The organism is Pontibacter mangrovi (assembly GCF_006385705.1).
GTDB classification, from domain to species: Bacteria; Bacteroidota; Bacteroidia; order Cytophagales; family Hymenobacteraceae; genus Pontibacter; species Pontibacter mangrovi.
The window spans coordinates 399698-417935 of sequence record NZ_VFRQ01000003.1; the positions used below are offsets into that span (position 1 = coordinate 399698).

Genomic DNA, 18238 nt, shown 5'->3' on the forward strand with positions numbered 1-18238 from the left:
GGCTAAATAAGTATTCGCAGCCCCTCTGGCTTTCGCACCCTTGAAAGAGCTACATACATCTGGCCTGCCTGAAAGCATGGTTTCTTTAGATCCACAGTCACCTCATCGAATGTCAGTCCCTGGCTTTTATGAATGGACATTGCGTAGGCCAGCTTTATAGGGATCTGCTCAATGCTACCAACCTCCTGCAGTTCCAGCTTGTCAAGTGTTTTGTTGAAGACGTATTCTTTCTTTGTGAATTTCACCGGCTCCAGAGGGTACTCCACCTCGCCAACCCGTATGAAGTTCAGATCATCCTTAACTACAAAATCACCCAAGCATCCATTGAAAAGCGGGGCATCCTTGCTGTTGCAGAGGTACATCACCTTAGCGCCGTCCTTTACTTCGACGATGGCTTCAAGATTGAAATCATCCGCTTTTAGCTTGCCTTCAATCTTGGCATGGAACACCAGCTGCTTTGATGGCAGGGCAGCAAGGCTAGCCTTATTATAAGCTTGCACCGTGGCATTGTGTGGGGCTAGTATGACGCCTGTGTTAGGGGCGTCTGCCACGAACTGACGAAAGTACTCCGTCTTAATCCCCTCACGGCATAGGTTCAGCGCATTGATAAAGTCATTGTCGGACTGCCTTAGAATCTCATCCAGCTCGATTATTTCTGGGGTTAGCTTTTCAAAGATGAGCGCATCGGAAAACGTGTGCCCCTTATAGGACTCGTATAGCCGCGCCTTTGTGGTGTCGTTAAGAATTGGCGGTAGTTGCTTGAGGTCGCCCACAAAGATCACCTGCTTTTGTGATAGCCCTTTGCATCCATTCTTGCGCAGTGTCCAATGGATGGCATCCAGAACGTCTGGGCGCAGCATAGAGACTTCATCTATGAAGATGGTATCAATGGCGTCAAACAAAACGCGCTTTTCACTTCTCACGAAGTTGCAGCTCTCAAAGTCCATTACCCCAAAAGGCGGGATGTTAAACAGGGAGTGAATTGTCTGCCCGCCCACGTTGTTGGCGGCAATGCCAGTCGGGGCAATAGCCACTACTTTACGGCCATCCTTTTGAAGCTTCTCTATAGCCAGTTTGGTTACAGTGCTTTTGCCTGTACCTGCCTTTCCTGACAGGAAGATGTTTTTGCCCTGAAGGGCCATGTCAAGAAACAACTCCTGCTTACTAGATAGCTTTAACTCCTGCGGCTCTACTGGCTGATTTTGGATTAGCTCGCTCATGCCAGCACCTCCTCTCCTGCTGCTTCCTGCACGACTACCTGCATGCCCTTGGCGTCACGGCTCACCATCTCCACGAACAGCTGCAGGTCGTTGGCCGCGGCCCATGCCTCCACCTCTGCCAGGCTCTTGTTATCCAGTAGCGAACCGTCGAAACGGGCGATACGCACCTCCTTCATGAGCGCCAGGTTGATCTGCAGGCCGGCGATGATCAGCTGCGCCGTGTTGATCTGGTTCGGCTCGAAAGGCAGCCCGTTCAGGTAGAGCTGCGTATCGTCAAAGGTGAGGCCCGGCACCGGAAGCTGTGCCGAAGCGATGGCGTCCTTCTTCGCCTGCTCCACTTCAGCCAGCGCGTTGTTCAGGTGCTCCTGCTGCGCCACTGCCTGGTTGTATTCTTCCAGCTTGGCGGCAGCGGCGGCGGTCTTATCCACCTCGGCATTGTGTTGGATAGCAAAGTCAAACTCGGCTTTTATCGGTGCCGTGTCTAGAGCTTGGTTTTGCCCCAGCCATGCAGATGCTTGATCACATAAGGCAGCAACTTCTGACTGTTCCTTTTGCAATGCCTCTATCTGTTGCTGTAGAGCAGAGTAGCGCTCCACGCGCTGTTGCTGGCGGGTTACCACTTCTGCATGCTTCTGATTGTAAACCTGGGCCTGCTCCAGCTTCTGCTGAATGGCTGCCAGGTCTATCTTCTCCTTCGCTGAGCTCTTCACTAGAGAGTTGTCGCAGATGGCGGCCAGCTCCTTTACCTTGCGGTTGATGAAGGTGCGCTCGTCGAACAGTTCCTTGTAGCGCTCATCCAGGTCGGAGAAGTCAATGCCGGAAATCTGCTTGATGAAGTCCACCTTCTTCTTTGGGGTCAAGGCAAAGAAGGCGTTCAGGTCGAAGTCGATCACGCCCACCTTCTCATCCAGCATGGTGCGTGGCGTCTTGTAAACAGCGCCATCCGGAGAGCTAACCGTGAGTTGCACCTTCTCCTTTTTGGCGTTGAAGTCCGCCTCCACCACCAGCTCGCCAAGGTCCAACTTCACGGCTCCCTTTGGGGCACCGTCGCGGGTGAGCTTGCCCGGCAGGTCTTTGCCGGTGAGGATCTTAAACACGGCATCGATGAAGGAGCTCTTGCCGGCTCCGTTGCTGCCCACCACGTACACGTTGCGGCCATTGGTGGTGATGCTCTCGGCCTCAATGGCCTTGAAGTTCTTTATTTCGATATGCTCTACTTTCATGGCTACTTAACTTTTGAAGTGGAGGTGATGAGCGGGATCAGGGTGAGCCCATCGTGCTGGATAGGCTCACGGGAAATCTGGATGCGGCCGGACTTCCCCGGGTACCCCACCGACTTAAAGAGCAAGTCTTTGATGCCGGCACTGTTGAAGCACAGGTGCTTGGAGGTGCGGCGAATAAGGAATCCTTCTGCAGTGCTCTGGTCTGAAGAATAAGATTTCCTGGCTGGCAGAACGATCAGGAACCAGTCTTTTGGCCGGCTCTCATCCTGGGCCAATTTCACGGCAGCGCCTTCCTTCAGGGTAAGCTGCTCTTCCAGTACCTTGTTGATAGTAAAGCATCCAGCGGCCGACACAGACAGAAAGGGAACACCCTTCGGCTGCGCCTTCGGCGTGTTGGTGATGTCGAATATTTTAAGTTTCATGGTTTGTGAAGTATCAATTCTTGCTTTAAGCTGTCAAACTTTGATTGTATTGCGTCACCGCCTGGATGGCGTGCATGACGGTTTGCGGGGAGAGCTGCCGCTCCCACACCAGCTCTCCCGGCTCGGCATCGAAACCCCGGTGGGTCAGGTGCCGCTTGATGGAGGTGGCAGGAGGGGAAGGGAAGCGAACCTTAATTCGGTTCGCCTCTCTGTCTATCCTATAGAAGGCCTCCTGCCGCTCTAAAAAGGCAGGTCGTCGGTGTCTTGCGGGTTACCCCACCCGATGGCGCCCTGCTGTGCCGCGGGGGCAGGGGCTGCAGCTGGAGCGGCCGGTTGCGCCGCGGGGGCAGGGGTCGGCGGCATGACACCCTGTCCTGGCACATACTTGGCCTGGGCAGGCGGCGCCTGCTGCGCCTGGGCGGCCGGTGCGGCATTGCCGAACTGGGCCTTGTACTCGTCGCTCTCCTGTATATTCTTTTTCAGGAAGTCAGGCAGCGAGTCGAACTTCTCCTGGTTGAAACTCTTCACGGAGAAGGTAAAAGATGGCGTGACCTGCTCGGGGCAGTTAAACCCCTTGGGAAGCGGTGATATAGAGGAGATCACCGAATAGGTGTTGCCGCTCTTGCTTACCTTCTGGATCACGTTGAGCATGCACGGCACACCCAACAGTTTGGCGATGTTGAACTTTGATGCCTCCTCGTCAGTAAACTTCTTGCCTCTCCAGTTCTCCAGGTCCTTGCGCATGGAGGCCTTCTCATTCATGGAGAAGTTGTACTCCTTTGAAATAATGCGGGGCTGCTCTCCATCCTCTTCCTTGTAGACATGCATCTCCGTGGGGAGCTCAAAGGAGATGCGCACTTTGGTGCGCTTGGAAACCTTGCCCTGGTACTCGTCGTCGAAGGTGCCGAGCAGGACCATGGAAAAGCAGCGGGCCAGGTAGTTTCCGGCCTCGATAGGCGGTGTGCTGGAGCCAGAGCTTTCTGCTGGTGCATAGAACTCGTCGAATTCGGCGGTTGTCGCTGGTTGATTTGACTGTGACATTTGATTGCTATTTATGGTTTGAAAAATGGTTTACTTTTTAAGTTTTGACAGGCGGATTAACTCCGAGAGCCTGACGATCATCACGGGCTGAAGACAATCCCTTACCTTCATGCCCCTACCCTCCCCCTGAAGTGCTGTATTTTGCGCTGGCGCTCCAGGCGCTCGGCCTCGCAGATAGCGTCGTAGAGGTGTCCGGCAATCCCCACCAGCACGCCGCCCAGGGTGAAGGACAGCAGGAAGAGGTCGGTGAGGAACTGCATCTGCTCCTCGGAAAGGTCGGCGTACACCATCAGAATGCCGATACTCATGGCAAGGAGGATCCCGGTCAGGCCCAGCGCTCCGAGCGCCGCTGCCTTAATCTTTTCTCTGATCATAAGGGTATGGGTATGAGGTTTGGGTTACTTGATGTAAGCGCTCAGGTTGTAGCGGCGCTGCTCGCCGTGCTGTTCATATAAGGTACTGTGGCCCTTTTCTTTGGCCTTCTTGGCCGCCCTCGTGCGGGTGGCGTAGGTCGGGGTTTTGGTGCTGGCGATCAGCACACCCTCCGCTGTTTTATACTGTACAGGTGCTTTCATAAATGCTGTGTTATACAAGCCTTAAATTCTTGACCCGCATGTCAATTCTGGAGCGGGCCATTTTCTTCAGCAGGTCATCCAGCTCAAAGGAGAACTTCCCGTGGAAGCGCTCGTGGTGGGCGATCTGCACGTCAAAGGTCTCCACCGACAGGGTGCCCATCACCTCGGTGATGGAGTTGGTGGCGTCGGGGCGTTCATCCAGGTCTGCCAAAAGGTGCACGCGGAACTCGGAGAGGAACTCATCCACCGCCTGCACGTACTGCTCGTGCCGCGCCATGGTCTCTGTCGCTTCCATGGCTAGGAGGCTATCTGCAGCTTGGGGATGCGCTTGGCCTTCCGGTAGGCGATGAGCGAGGCCAGGGAGTAGGACACCGAGCGGCCCACCTTCTTGTACTCGATCACCGTGTCGGGGCGGTCGCGCTCCAGCTCCAGGGTGCGCACGCTGATGCCGGCCTTGGCGGCGGCGGCCTTGCTGCCCTTTATGTCTGTGTCCAGAAGCTCGCGCAGGTCCTCTAGCTCACCCCTGAGCTCCCGCACCTCGCGGGCCAGGGCGTCGTGTTCAGTTTTTTCGACAACTACTGCCATATTTATATATACTTTTATAGCTTTTATTTAATTAAAGACGTATAAACGCGGGTATACTAACCCTTTAAAATGGAGCAAAAGATAATCACCGTGATGCAGCGCCTCGACTGGCCGAACAAAGAGAATGGCATGACTCTCAAATATGACCTCACCCCGAGCATCCAGGAGGACCTGGAGGACGGCTGGCTCGTTGGCTCTGCCGAGACGGCGGTGAGCGATGGGGGCCAAAAGGCTATCGTAATCACCACGTTTGTGCTCCAGCGCTGATCAACCGTATCGTCCGCCCTGCTTTGTCTCTGTCACCCGCCAGAAGGGGATACCGAAGAAGTAGTAAGTGGTGATGGTAGTGGATCCGGGCTTCCCGTCTTCCAGCACCTGGGTGTGTATCCTTACCATGCTATTCCTCGCTTTCAGGGTTCAGGCCTCTTACCTCGCGGATCTCCGCCATGCGCGCCTTGTAGGCATCCGGGTCTGTGGCCAGCGCCAGGCGCTCTACGTAAACCCAATACTTGGAAGTGATGCGCTCCTTGCCGACGATGTCGGAGAGGTTGCTGGAGTACGGGGCGGCCTTGCCCTCTGCGCGGACCATGTCCGAGATCTTCGTCGTGTAGTCATCCGGCATCAGCTCGCGGATGGTCGGTGTGCTTGTAGTTACCATTGCCTTTTCTTAGTTTGCGTTGCTATTAGTATTAGTGCTATTGTTATTACAAATGTATGTTCTATTACTGAACATTGCAATACCTAGTTTCAAAAAAAGAACATATTTCTGAAAATAATTTTCAATTTCTGAACATTGAACACTCAACAGACTATAGGTCAAAGACTTATAAAGGCTAGAGAATATCTAAGCCTTAAGCAAGGTCAGGTATCAGAATTGTCAAACATACCTCGCTCAAGTATTTCCAAACTTGAGAATGATGAAATGGCAAAGTATCTGGAGCTAGCAATGTTCTATAGCAGAACATATAGCATATCATTAGACTGGCTTATAGATGGAGAAGGAGGAGAAGACGTGCTACTAAAAGAAAACAAACTACAAGAGTACACCAAACCATCAGACAAACGGGTAGAGGAACAGGAGATCCCGCTCTACGACTTCGAGGCCGCGGCGGGCCTAACCAAGCTGTTCAGCAACTCAGAGAACATCCTGGACTTTATCCGGGTACCCAACCTGCCGCGCTGCGACGGGGCCGTGCACATTAGCGGCGACTCGATGTACCCTTTATTGAAATCAGGCGACATAGTGATGTATAAGCAGGTGCAGGATATAGCCAACGGCATCCTGTGGGGCGAGATGTACCTGCTCTCTGCAGAGATCGGCGGCGATCTGCTCACCCTGGTCAAGTACATCCAGAAGTCAGACGAGGGCAACGAGTACGTAAAGCTGGTGAGCCAGAACCAGCACCACTCCCCTATTGACATTCCGCTGAAGAACATCCGCGCCCTGGCTTATATAAAGGCCAGTATCAGGATCAACAGCATGGCGTAGTGCTAACAAGGGTAGCTTGTGCTATTAGTATTAGTATAAGTTGCTTACCTTTGAAGAAAGCATTCCTTTATATATGGCTGTTACCCTGAAAGCAACCCTGAAGCCCGACAAGCGCCTGGACGGCACGCGCGCCGTGCGGATACGCATCACCAAGCACCGCCAGCACAGCTACTACAACACGGGCATTTACGTCAAGGGCGAGCCCAGGAAGAAGGACGCGCGCCGCAAGGGTGACTGGAACCCCGACGGCTCCTTCCTGAAGGAGAACTGGGTGCGCACCTCCGAGGTGCTGCACGAGCGCTACAACCGGGCCATCAAGCAGGACATGGCCGACCTGCAGCACATCGCCGGCAAAAACCCCGACCTCAGCGCGGCGGAGATCCGCGCGGCTTTCGAGGAGCGCTTTAAGAAAAAGGAGGCCGCCGCGCAGAAAGGCTTCCTTTCCTTCTTCCGGGAGTGGATCCGCCGGAAGCGGAACCAGCGCCAGGCAGGCACCGCCACGGTGTACGAGACGGCCCTGAGCAACGTGCTGGGCTTTGCCGGGGAGGCCGCCAACGAGCCCGAGGCGCTCACGCCCGCCTTCGGGTCCAACCTGGTGGCCCACCTACTGGGCAAGGGGCTGAAGGCCTCCACCGTGAACGTTACCATGACCCAGTGCCGCACCATTTTCTCCAAGGCCGTGCTGGAGGGCTACCTGCCGCCCCTGCAGAACCCCTTTGACGTGCCGCCCCTGCAGACCGAGGACGCGCCCATGCTGCGCCCCACCTCCGACCAGCTCCTCTCGCTCATGGAGGTGGAGATCCCCCGGCGCTGCCGCATGGTGCCGCACGCCCGGGCCGTGTTCCTGATGCAATATTTCCTCCACGGCGCCCGTTTTGCCGAGGTGGTGACCCTGCGCTGGGAGGACGTGACCGACACGCACGTGACCTACCACCCCCGCAAGCGCGCCAAGCGCAAGAAGGTGGTGGCGCGCCACGCCGGCATCGACTGGGTGCTGAGCCAGTACACGCCCAGGGGCAAATACATCTTCCCCTATATCCGCCCCCAGCACGACGCGCTCGATGACAAGGGCTTCTTTAGCAGGCTGCGGGACGTGAACAAGTCCGTGAACAGCTCACTTAAGATCCTGTCCACGCTAGCCGGGCTGCCCTTCAGCCTGCGCACCCACATGCAGCGCCACACCTTTGCCGACACGGTGTTGGGTATTACGGGCGACCTGCGCAAGGTGCAGGAGATGGTCGGCCACGCCTCGGTCGTAACAACCGAGCGCTACGTGGAGCGGCTGCGCCGCGAGGCGGTGGATGAGGTGAGCGCGCAGGTGTACGGGAAGGTAGGGAAACAATAGGGAAACATTGCCGCGTTTTCGATGCGCAAACAAGGCGAAAGGGGGCATGCGGTAAGGTAAAAAAAGGCGGTTCTTACATTCGTGAGCCGCACCGAAGCAAAACAACGGTATTATGCCTATATTTAGGCGCACAACGGCGGTTGGCTATGCAAGCCGCAGCTCAGATCAGTTTATCCGGATAACGTGAACACATATCAACTTAAGATACGGCAGGTTTTCAGCGAGGTAGCCAAGGTGGTAGTAGGCCAATCCTATATGGTGAACCGCCTGCTGATCGGCTTGTTTACGGGTGGCCATATTTTACTCGAAGGCGTTCCCGGCCTGGCCAAAACCCTTACCATCAACTCGCTGTCCAAGGCGCTGCACCTCGATTTCCAGCGCATCCAGTTTACCCCCGACCTGCTTCCCTCCGACCTCATCGGCACGATGATCTATAACCAGAACGCCTCTGTTTTTGAGGTGAAGAAGGGACCCGTGTTTGCCAACCTTATACTTGCCGACGAGGTGAACCGCTCTCCGGCCAAGGTGCAGTCGGCGCTGCTGGAGGCCATGCAGGAGAAACAGGTAACCATCGGCGAAACCACTTTCCGGCTGGATTTGCCCTTCCTGGTGCTGGCCACCCAGAACCCCGTGGAGCACGAGGGCACCTACCCGCTGCCTGAGGCGCAGGTAGATCGCTTTATGATGAAAGTATACATCGACTATCCCAAGAAGGAAGACGAACTGGAGATTATGCGCCGCATGGCCAATATGGGCTTTACCGATGCAGTGACGAAGGTGCTTTCCAAGGAGGATATCTTCGCCATCCGGAACGAGATAAACCAGGTGCAGATCTCCGAAACGCTGGAGCGTTACATTATTGAATTGGTGTTTGCCACCCGCCGCCCCGCCGAGTACGACCTGCTGGAGTATGCGCCATACATTCAGTTCGGGGTGTCGCCGCGGGCAAGTATAGCCCTGAACCGTGCCGCCAAGGCCGTGGCCTACTTCGACAGCCGCGACTACGTGCTGCCGGAGGATATTAAAGAGGTGGCCTACGATGTAATGAACCACCGCATCATACTTAACTACGAGGCCGAGGCCGACGGCATCCGCACCAAGGATTTCATAGAGTCCATACTTCGGAAGGTGCCGATCAGCTAGAACAATAGCTAACCTAAGGTGCGATCTACTATTATCGTGCAGGTATAACCTGTCCCTCCGAGGAGGGGTTAGGGGTGGGTTAATTGCAGCTTGAGGTATGCCTAATGCTGGCTAACCCTCTCCTGTACCAAGTATCTCCCGCTGCACCTGGCTGCAGCGGGAGATTTTTTTTACCATTTATACTTTGATAAAACTATGTGGCGTGGTCCTCTAAAGTTATACTTCCTGAGAAAGATATAAATAAAGAAACCCGCCAAATGGCGGGTTCTCGCAGAGCGGGTGACTAAGCCGCCTGCTCCTGGCTGCCACGATGTTTCTCACCCATACATGTGCAACCAGTAACTTTATGAGAGAAGGGCTGATGGAACAAATCTAGAGCGGCAATATTAGCTACAGGTTACTACAAGATTACCAATTTATTAAACCCACCTGTTCCTTCCGGCTGTAGCTGTCCTAAGCTCTCCCCCCAGCCCCCAGAGCTGCTAACAAAACCGATATATTTACCTACTTATCAACCTCTTACACCCCAAAAAGCATCCGGTTAATAGAATGTTAAACTCCCATTAATACTGAGGTAACATAGCCCCTCTACCTTTGTCGCAATAAATTAAGACTATCATTATTATGCGACAGCTTCTCACCACAGTTCTATTTTTCCTGTTATCCGGTTTTATATGCGTGCATGCGCAGACCGGCAGCATACAGGGGGTTGTTAAAGACGCTAAAAACGGCGAAGAGCTAATTGGCGCCATCATAAAATTGCAAGGCACAGGATTGGGCGCTCCGTCCGACGCTTTCGGCAATTATCGCATTGACAATGTAAAGGAGGGCACTTATACCGTGGAGGTAAACAGCCTTTCGTACACGCCAAAAACGATTGCTAACATAACTGTGACGGCAGGCAAGACAGCCACTGTTGACGTGGCGATGGAACAAAGTACGGCGCAGCTGGCAGAGGTAACCATAACGGCAAAAGGAAACAGGGAAACTGAACAAATTCTGTTTTTAGATCAGAAGAAAGCGGTAATAGCGACGCAGGCCATTGGAGCGCAGGAGCTCACAAGGAAAGGCGTAAGCAATGCCGAAGGCGCGGTTGCAAAAATTTCAGGCGTCTCGAAACGCGACGGTGTAAAGAATGTATTCGTGCGCGGGTTGGGCGACCGCTATAACACAACCACCCTGAACGGGTTCGCCATACCATCCGAAGACCCTGAATTCAAGAACATCTCGCTCGACTTCTTCACAAGCGACATGATTCAGTCGGTAAACGTGAACAAAGTGTTTACAGCATCTATGAATGGTGATGTTGGCGGGGCGTTGATCAATATTAATTCGAAAGAACTTGTTGATGACAATGCGCTCCAAATTGGAATTTCTACTGGCGTAAACAGCCAGGTGATAGGCAGTGACTTTTACCTTCCGGATGGCATGAACGAGCTTGGCTACGCCTCTGCATCAGACGGCCCCAGAAGCCGAAACGGTGAACGGTATGTAAATAACTACTCTTTTGATACTTCGCTGGACCCGATACAGAGAAAGCCTCTGCTCAACGGCGGCATTTCTTTTTCTGGGGGCAGCAAGTTCCTGGACAAACACCGTTTCTTTGTCATGGGCTCTATGGACAACAAGTATAATTACCAGGAAGGAGTTACCCGGTTAATTACGGCCACCAATCCCGAGAACCCATTCCGTGATTTTGACTACCAGCAATCTTCCCGTAACGCTTCACATATGTTAGCGGCCAATCTGGAGTTTAACTTCAATCCGGGTCAACTGCACTTCAACTCCCTATACCTGCACACGGCCACAGCTGCGGCAATCAACTTCTATGGTAAGGAAACGGAGCTGTTTCAGGTAGCGGAGGATTATAATTCCGAAGGGCACATCAGGCGTTTGCAGATCAATGACAACACGGCTTTCATAAACCAACTTATCTGGAACGGGAATCTATCTGACAGGATAACTTACAATGTAGGTGCTGCGGTAAACAATGTAATTGGCCAGGAGCCAGACCGCCGTATAGTGATGCTTCCTTCTATCGGCGACGGAAGGGTACAACTGGGTGTGGGAGAAGGAAGAGCCCAGCGGTTCAACAGTAAAATAACTGAAACGGCCGTGCTCCCTAAAGCTAACCTGCAATACTCGCTTTCGCCGGATTCGGAGCAGCTATCTTATATTGAAGTAGGCTACGACAGCAGAATAAGCTTTAAAGACTTCTCGGCTCCAATTTATAACCTTATCTGGGCCGGAGGCCAAAGCACTGCCCCCACTTTCCCGCTAGATGACATACGCCTGGACCCTGTTTTCAACCAGGAGAACTTAGCGAATGGCGATTTCCTACTTGAGCAGTTCTCAGATACCTACGATGTTGAAAGAATGAACCATGGCGCCTATGTTGACCTGGTGCACAGGTTTGGGAACAGGCTTACTTTGAACGCAGGCTTAAGGGCAGACGATATCTACACTAAGATAAACTATAGCGTAAACCGTGGCGCTAACGTTGGCTCAAATACCATAGACAAATTCTTCTTGTCGCCGAGCTTTAACACGAAGTATGAGCTAAACGAGAATAACCACATCAGAACAGGTGTTAGCCGCACCTATACCCTCCCACAGGATAAGGAGATTTCCCCCTTTATCTACTTGGGGATCGATGGAAACGAGAATGGCAACCCGAACCTGAAAGTCTCTACCAACTACAACTTCGACCTGAAGTGGGATCACTATTTATCACCAGACGAGCATCTGTCGGTTAACGCCTTTTACAAGCATATTTTAGACCCCATTGCGCGGGTAGACCAGGGAAACTCAGCAGGTCTAAGAACTTATGAAAACGTTTCGGGCCATGCAGTTGCTGCAGGTATAGAGGTAGAGTTGAGAAAATCACTTATGAACCTTGCCGAGAAACATCGCATAAATGCTGGTATAAATGCTTCCTACATCCATACCAACGTAAACCTGGACCCAACTTTTTTTGTGCAAAACACCTCATCCACCCTGGAAGGCGCTGCGCCCTACATACTTAATGCCGATTTAACTTATAACCTGGTAACTGAAAAGAATCTCAACTTAACCTCTGCACTTGTGCTGAACTACCTAAGCGACAAGGTGCATACAATAGGCACACGTGGCTTTAACAACCTGATCGAGGAAAGTATAACGACGCTGGATTTTGTAACCTCCTTGGGAGTTAACGACCACCTAAAATTCAACCTGAAAGCCAGAAACCTTTTAAACCCGGCATACAAGCTTACCCGAGAAGGTGCCGGCACAGATACAGACCCTCAAAGCGTTATCATTCGCAGTTACAAAAGAGGCGTCTTATTCGATCTGGGCGCCACATACAAATTTTAACAATTGGTTAACCTTCCTATCATATTCAGTTAATCTCCCAATTCTAATTTCGCATAAACAATAAAAAAGATGAAAAAGACACTGCTTTATCTATTACTGCTTCCGCTAGGATTATTCTCCTGCAAGGAGGACGACGATGTTACAGAGCCAACCCCTGCTATAGACAGCGAGCTGAGCGGTGATATCACGACCGATGTCACGCTTGACCCGAAAACTGAATACAAACTAACAGGGACTTTGATTGTAGCTGAAGGCGGGAAGCTCCGCATACCTGCTGGCACAGTTATTAAAGCTGACAAGGGCTTCGACAAGTATATTCTGGTTAAGCAAGGTGGTCAGATCTTTGCAAACGGCACAGCCGACAAACCGGTAAGAATAACATCTGGGGCAGCTACTCCTAATGCGGGCGACTGGGGTGGTTTGGTTATAAACGGCAGCGCAAAACTCTCCGGCCCAACTGGCGTCGTGACTACCAGCACCGCAGAGGTAAACCCAACTGCGATGTATGGCGGCGACAACAACAATGATAACTCAGGTGTTCTGGAGTACCTTATTTTGGAGTACACAGGCGCAAAGTCCTCCGCCGACATTGAGCATAATGGCTTAACTTTAAATGGCGTGGGTAGTGGTACAAGAATCGAGAACATTTACATCCCTAACGGTTCTGATGACGGAGTAGAATTTTTTGGTGGTTCCGTAAGTATCAAGAACTTATTGGTGGAAAATTCTGACGACGACATGTTTGATGTTACACAGGGTTGGAACGGCACGTTGGATAACGCCTACGGTGTTTGGAAAAGTGGCTATACCAGCACAGAATCCGATCCGCGTGGCGTTGAATCTGATGGCAACCTGGACGGTAACACACCGAGCGATGTTAACCAGTCTGATTTTATCTTAAAGAACATCACGATCGTAAACGAATCTACTTTTGAGATGCAGGATGCTGTGAAAGTGCGCAGAGGAGCTAAAGCCACCATCTCGAACCTGGTTGTTAAAGGCGGTTCTGCCACAGATCTTATAGACCTGACTGACGGCAAGGGCAATGGTCATGCGGCATCAGTTATAAACTATCATAACAACGGCGTGACAATTACAGGCACAGCAGTTAAAAACCCCGATAATGCTGCCATTGCAACGAACGATGCTAACACAGGAGCCAATACATCAGCATTCAGCTGGACTGGCTACAACTTCTAAGTAGCTATCAAAAACAAAAAAAGGCTGTCACAAGCGCATGTTTGTGACAGCCTTTTTTTATTCCTTATTCGCTTGAAACTTTGGGCGGCACACGCCCATACATGTATTTACCTATAGGGCCTAACGTTATTATAGACAGTGGCTTCTAGGCAATAGGCTAACAACTTGATTAAAACCATGTTCCCCATTTTTAAACAACTCGAGCAGCAATCAATACCTTAACATTAGTTTAACATTGGAATAACATTTAAGTAACAGCAATAGCCTTATTTTGCACCATCATTAAAAGCCACAGCCGCTCCTGACTAGTGCGGCTGGGTTAGCAAATGATGGTGACTTGCCTTCAGCCTGACTAGCTAACGGCACCACACCTATAAATTCTGTTTTCTTCAGATTGCCTTTAGAATTTAAAAGTATACTTGCTTCTAAGGCTTCCCGAAACACGGAATTATTAAATGACTGAAGCTTATTTCTCACCCAAACCCAAAGTGTTGTGTACAAAAAGCTAAAAACCACAATCTTTATAGCACTAGCATGCTTTACGGTAGGCACTGCAAAAGCACAAACCATCAACAACTCTAAATTCGGCAAGGGCCTGCAGTTCGTGGCCGCCGACTCTTCTTTCAGCCTTAAGTTTGGCACCCGTTTTCAGATGCTCTACCAGGGAGGGCGCAGCAGCAGTATGGAGCAGCTGGAGGATAAGTTCCTGATCCGCAGGGCCCGCCTGAAGTTTGAAGGTTTTGCCTACTCCCCCAAACTGGAGTATAAAATTGAGCTCGGCCTGAGCAACAACGACATCGGCAACGACCAGCCAGAGATGTTCGACAATGCCAGCAACATCATCCTGGATGCGGTGGCGATGTGGAACTTTGCCCCTGGCTGGGAGCTTTGGGTAGGCCAGACCAAGCTTCCGGGCAACCGCGAGCGTATCATCTCATCGCAGAAACTGCAGTTTGTAGACCGCAGCCTGCTGAACTCCCGCTTTAACATAGACCGCGACGCAGGCCTGCAGCTGCACCACACACACCAGGTAGGCAACCAGGCTATACTTCGTGAGAGCGCGGCTGTTTCTACAGGCGAGGGACGAGACGTAGCCGTGGACAACACCGGCGGCTACAGCTACACCGGCAAAATAGAGTTTATGCCTTTAGGCGAGTTTGAAAGCAGTGGCGCCTATGTGGGTGGCGACCTCTCCCGCGAGGAAACGCCAAAACTGGCCATAGCAGCGGCCTATAACTTTAACGACAACACTAACCGCTCCCGCGGGCAGTTGGGCAGCTTTTTGAGCGGCGAGCGCGACCTGCAATCCGTGTTTGTAGATGCCATGTTTAAGTATAGAGGTTTTTCGAGCATGGCAGAGTATGCCAACCGCACCGCCCCGGACGGCCCTGTGCTTAGCAGAACGGAAGACGGGAAGGTAGACGAGGTGTTCCTGACCGGCAATGCCTTTAACCTGCAGGCGGGCTATCTCTTTAAATCTAATTGGGAAGTGGCAGGCCGCTACACCGCCTTTAACCCGGAGCGGGTTACCGGTACAAACGGGCAGGAGCAGTACACGCTGGGGCTGTCGAAGTACATTGTGGGCCACAGCCTGAAAGTGCAGAGCGACGTGACACTGCAGGACCAGCCCGGCAAAGACAATTTTTACCAGTTTAGGTTGCAAATGGAGGTCGCGCTGTAGAGCATACCTTCACATCTACAACCACTTAGCAAACATAGCAGTATACCACTCCAAGTGCGGTGGCATCATCTAAAGTATAAAACCAACCAAAATTAACTTCGGCTTATGTTAAACCTTACGTTTCCTCACAAGAACCTTAGCGCCGCCGTGCTGCTGGGGTCAACGCTTCTGTTCAGCGCCTGTGGCGGCGGCAACGGCGAAGAAGCCAACAGCGGCCTCTCCGGCACTATCCAGATCGACGGCTCTTCTACTGTGTACCCTATAACCGAGGCCGTGGCGGAGGAATACCGCACCGAAGCCCCGGACGTGCGGGTAACGGTAGGCGTGTCCGGTTCGGGCGGTGGCTTTAAAAAGTTTACCCGCGGCGAAATCGATATTGTGGATGCCTCGCGCACGATAAAGCCCTCTGAAGAAGAAACGGCCAAAGAGCACAACATCTCTTACATAGAGCTGCCCGTGGCTTACGACGGCCTAACCGTGGTAGTGCACCCGGAGAACAACTGGGTAACGGAAATGACCACTGAGGACCTGAAAAAGATATGGGAGCCTGCCGCGCAGGGCAAGATCAAGAAGTGGAACCAGATTCGCCCGGAGTGGCCAGACCAGGAAATTCACCTTTACGGCCCCGGTGTGGAATCAGGCACTTACGATTACTTTACAGAGGCTGTTGTGGGTGAGAGCGGCTCCAGCCGCGGCGACTACACCGCCAGCGAGGACGATAACGTGCTGGTGCAGGGCGTGTCTACAGACCCTAACGCCCTGGGCTTTTTCGGGTTTGCCTATTATGAGGAGAACCAGGACAAGCTAAAAGTAGTGCCAGTGGATGACATGGACGACAGCAACGGAAAGGGCGCCATCGCGCCATCGCTGGAGACGGTAAAAGACGGATCTTATGCTCCGCTGTCCCGCCCGCTGTTCATCTACGTAAACTCGAAGGCAGCCAGCACGCCAGCCGTTGTGGATTTCGTGAACTTCTACCTAGAGAGCGCCCCTGAGCTTAGCCAGGAGGTAGGTTACATTCCGCTTCCGGCGGAGATGTACAAGGAGCAGCAGGAGAAATTCAGCTCCTTCGCGAAGGCCAAAGAGGCAGCAACCCAGAAATAACAGCAAGCTTTTAATCACCTCCCCTGCGGCAGTTAGCTTCCGCAGGGGAGGCAAAAACAAACCAGCACCTTGAGAACATCAGAAAAAATCATCGAGGGCCTGCTGTGGTTATCGGCTGTCATAACCATACTTGTAACGGTGGGCATCATTTGGGTGCTCCTCTCCGAGTCCATCAGCTTCTTCAGGGTAGTGCCCCTGTCCGACTTCCTAACTGAGAAAGAGTGGACGCCGCTCTTTGCCGACAAGAAATTCGGTATTATGCCCCTGGTAACCGGCACCCTGCTCACAACAGGCGTGGCCATTGCCGTGGCGCTGCCCATCGGCCTCACCATTGCCGTTTACCTGAACGAGTACGCCCATGCCCGCATGAAGCAAATCGTAAAGCCGATGCTGGAAGTGCTCGCCACCATCCCGACGGTAGTGTACGGCTTCTTCGCTTTAACCGTGGTAACCCCTTTTCTTCAGAAGATCATCCCCTCGCTGGCAGGCTTTAACGCGCTTTCGGCAGGCATTGTGATGGGGATCATGATCATCCCGATGATCTCCTCGCTGAGCGAGGATGCCATTAGCTCAGTGCCGCGCTCGCTGCGGGAAGCCGCCTACGGCATGGGTTCCACGCGCCTGCAAACGGCCTTTGGCGTGATGGTGCCGGCCGCCTCGTCGGGCATTGTGGTGTCGGTTATACTTGCCATTTCCAGGGCTGTCGGCGAAACGATGATCGTGGCCATTGCCGCCGGTCAGCAGCCGCGGCTTACCCTCAACCCGCTCGTGCCCATCGAGACCATCACCACCTATATTGTGCAGGTAAGTATGGGCGACGTGCCGCGCGGCTCGCTGGAGTATAAAACCATTTTTGCGGCAGGCATCACGCTCTTCGTCTTCACGTTTGCCCTAAACAACCTCAGCTTCTGGATCAAAAAGAAATACCAGGAAAAGTATGACTAACTCAGACATCAACAGGCTAAAAGATAAGGCCTTTCAGGTATTTGGCATCTTCTGCACCTTTATCGGGCTGGTGGTGCTGGCCATTTTCCTTATTGATATTGTGGCCGAGGGCATTACCCGCATCAACTGGGACTTCCTCACGAGCCTGCCTTCGCGCAGGGCCAGCCGCGCCGGCATACTTACCGCCTGGGCCGGCACCCTCTGGATACTGGTGCTCACCACGCTGATCGCCTTTCCGCTGGGCGTGGGGGCCGGCATATACCTGGAGGAGTACGGCAGGAAAAACAGGCTGGCAAACTTCCTGGAGATCAACATCGCGAACCTGGCCGGTGTGCCCTCTATCATCTATGGTTTGCTGGGCCTGGAGATATTTGGGCGGCAGATGCGCCTGGGCGGCAGCCTGCTGGCAGGGGCGCTCACGCTGTCGCTGCTCATACTTCCGATCATCATCGTAACCACCCGCGAGGCCGTTAAAGCCGTGCCCCGCAGCATCCGCGACGGCTCGTATGCCCTGGGAGCCTCTAAATGGCAAACAATATGGCACCAGGTACTGCCTGCTTCGTTTGGCGGCATCCTTACCGGTATCATCCTGGCCCTGTCGAGGGCGGTGGGCGAGGCCGCTCCGCTTATTGTGATTGGGGCGCTGGCGTACGTGCCCTTTACGCCAAGCTCGCCGCTGGATGAGTTTACGGTGCTGCCTATTCAGATCTTTAACTGGACGTCCAGGCCACAGGAGGAGTTCCTGACCAATGCGGCGGCGGCCATTATCGTGTTGCTGGTCATTACCTTCCTGCTGAACGGCATTGCCGTATACCTGCGTAACAAGCAGCAGAAAAAGATAAGGTGGTAAAGCTGCCCGCGGCACCAAAAAAGTATAACTTAAACGTTCGCCCTGCACCCTTTCGCTTTTG

20 protein-coding genes and 1 pseudogene are annotated in these 18238 nt (G+C 52.9%); 11 read left to right on the plus strand and 10 right to left on the minus strand.

All coding sequences use genetic code 11. From position 1 onward, the window contains the following. Window positions 1–2: 2 nt before the first annotated feature. From FJM65_RS08035 to FJM65_RS08065, 8 genes are all read right to left on the minus strand, one after another. Entirely contained in the window at window positions 3–1220 is a 1218-nt protein-coding gene (locus tag FJM65_RS08035; RefSeq protein ID WP_140620982.1) for an ATP-dependent DNA helicase, read from the minus strand. Continuing rightward, window positions 1217–2443, minus strand: coding sequence for an ATP-binding protein (locus FJM65_RS08040; RefSeq protein ID WP_140620983.1), 1227 nt, complete (start codon window positions 2441–2443; stop codon window positions 1217–1219). The genes FJM65_RS08035 and FJM65_RS08040 overlap by 4 nt, the downstream gene beginning before the upstream one ends. A gap of 2 nt (window positions 2444–2445) precedes the next feature. Continuing rightward, window positions 2446–2865 (minus strand): hypothetical protein, encoded by a 420-nt coding sequence (locus FJM65_RS08045; protein ID WP_140620984.1) that lies wholly within the window; start codon window positions 2863–2865, stop codon window positions 2446–2448. A 240-nt stretch (window positions 2866–3105) separates the two neighbouring features. After that, on the minus strand, window positions 3106–3906 hold the full coding sequence (locus tag FJM65_RS08050; protein WP_140620985.1) for a phage replication initiation protein, NGO0469 family: 801 nt from the start codon (window positions 3904–3906) through the stop codon (window positions 3106–3108). Window positions 3907–4013: 107 nt separating this feature from the next. Continuing rightward, a complete protein-coding gene (locus FJM65_RS08055) occupies window positions 4014–4214 on the minus strand; it encodes a hypothetical protein (protein WP_140620986.1) in 201 nt (66 codons plus the stop codon). A gap of 90 nt (window positions 4215–4304) precedes the next feature. After that, complete coding sequence (locus tag FJM65_RS21215; protein ID WP_181163672.1) at window positions 4305–4481, minus strand: hypothetical protein; 177 nt, start codon at window positions 4479–4481, stop codon at window positions 4305–4307. Between the two features lie 10 nt (window positions 4482–4491). Next, entirely contained in the window at window positions 4492–4776 is a 285-nt protein-coding gene (locus FJM65_RS08060; protein ID WP_140620987.1) for a hypothetical protein, read from the minus strand. Between the two features lie 2 nt (window positions 4777–4778). Further along, complete coding sequence (locus FJM65_RS08065) at window positions 4779–5066, minus strand: hypothetical protein (RefSeq protein WP_140620988.1); 288 nt, start codon at window positions 5064–5066, stop codon at window positions 4779–4781. 69 nt (window positions 5067–5135) lie between these two features. Here FJM65_RS08065 and FJM65_RS08070 point away from each other — a divergent pair, with 69 nt between their 5' ends. Further along, the gene (locus tag FJM65_RS08070) at window positions 5136–5333 is read left to right on the plus strand and encodes a hypothetical protein (protein WP_140620989.1); all 198 of its coding nucleotides are present in this window, start codon (window positions 5136–5138) and stop codon (window positions 5331–5333) included. Here FJM65_RS08070 and FJM65_RS21635 read toward each other — a convergent pair whose 3' ends face one another. Next, window positions 5334–5462 carry a hypothetical protein gene (locus FJM65_RS21635; protein WP_262710937.1) on the minus strand — a complete coding sequence of 43 codons (129 nt, stop codon included), beginning with the start codon at window positions 5460–5462 and terminating at the stop codon, window positions 5334–5336. It lies immediately after the preceding gene. A 1-nt stretch (window position 5463) separates the two neighbouring features. Further along, complete coding sequence (locus FJM65_RS08075) at window positions 5464–5724, minus strand: hypothetical protein (protein ID WP_140620990.1); 261 nt, start codon at window positions 5722–5724, stop codon at window positions 5464–5466. 135 nt (window positions 5725–5859) lie between these two features. Here FJM65_RS08075 and FJM65_RS21720 point away from each other — a divergent pair. The 10 genes and pseudogenes from FJM65_RS21720 to pstA form a co-directional block, all read left to right on the plus strand. Further along, window positions 5860–6057: pseudogene (locus FJM65_RS21720) on the plus strand (helix-turn-helix domain-containing protein); the annotation flags it as partial. Between the two features lie 21 nt (window positions 6058–6078). Next, on the plus strand, window positions 6079–6555 hold the full coding sequence (locus FJM65_RS08080) for a S24 family peptidase (protein WP_239022876.1): 477 nt from the start codon (window positions 6079–6081) through the stop codon (window positions 6553–6555). A gap of 73 nt (window positions 6556–6628) precedes the next feature. After that, window positions 6629–7900 carry a tyrosine-type recombinase/integrase gene (locus FJM65_RS08085; RefSeq protein WP_140620992.1) on the plus strand — a complete coding sequence of 424 codons (1272 nt, stop codon included), beginning with the start codon at window positions 6629–6631 and terminating at the stop codon, window positions 7898–7900. 183 nt (window positions 7901–8083) lie between these two features. Continuing rightward, window positions 8084–9043: an AAA family ATPase gene (locus FJM65_RS08090; RefSeq protein ID WP_140620993.1), complete on the plus strand. Its 960-nt coding sequence runs from the start codon at window positions 8084–8086 to the stop codon at window positions 9041–9043. A gap of 624 nt (window positions 9044–9667) precedes the next feature. Further along, window positions 9668–12397: a TonB-dependent receptor gene (locus tag FJM65_RS08095; protein ID WP_140620994.1), complete on the plus strand. Its 2730-nt coding sequence runs from the start codon at window positions 9668–9670 to the stop codon at window positions 12395–12397. A 69-nt stretch (window positions 12398–12466) separates the two neighbouring features. Beyond that, a complete protein-coding gene (locus tag FJM65_RS08100) occupies window positions 12467–13597 on the plus strand; it encodes a hypothetical protein (RefSeq protein ID WP_140620995.1) in 1131 nt (376 codons plus the stop codon). Window positions 13598–14090: 493 nt separating this feature from the next. Further along, window positions 14091–15278, plus strand: coding sequence for a porin (locus tag FJM65_RS08105; RefSeq protein ID WP_219855959.1), 1188 nt, complete (start codon window positions 14091–14093; stop codon window positions 15276–15278). A 105-nt stretch (window positions 15279–15383) separates the two neighbouring features. After that, window positions 15384–16382, plus strand: a complete 999-nt coding sequence (locus tag FJM65_RS08110) for a PstS family phosphate ABC transporter substrate-binding protein (RefSeq protein WP_140620996.1) — start codon at window positions 15384–15386, stop codon at window positions 16380–16382. A 69-nt stretch (window positions 16383–16451) separates the two neighbouring features. Further along, window positions 16452–17327, plus strand: a complete 876-nt coding sequence (pstC, locus tag FJM65_RS08115) for a phosphate ABC transporter permease subunit PstC (RefSeq protein ID WP_140620997.1) — start codon at window positions 16452–16454, stop codon at window positions 17325–17327. Then, complete coding sequence (pstA, locus tag FJM65_RS08120) at window positions 17320–18177, plus strand: phosphate ABC transporter permease PstA (protein WP_140620998.1); 858 nt, start codon at window positions 17320–17322, stop codon at window positions 18175–18177. Before pstC ends, pstA begins: the two co-directional genes overlap by 8 nt. The last annotated feature ends 61 nt before the right edge of the window (window positions 18178–18238 follow it).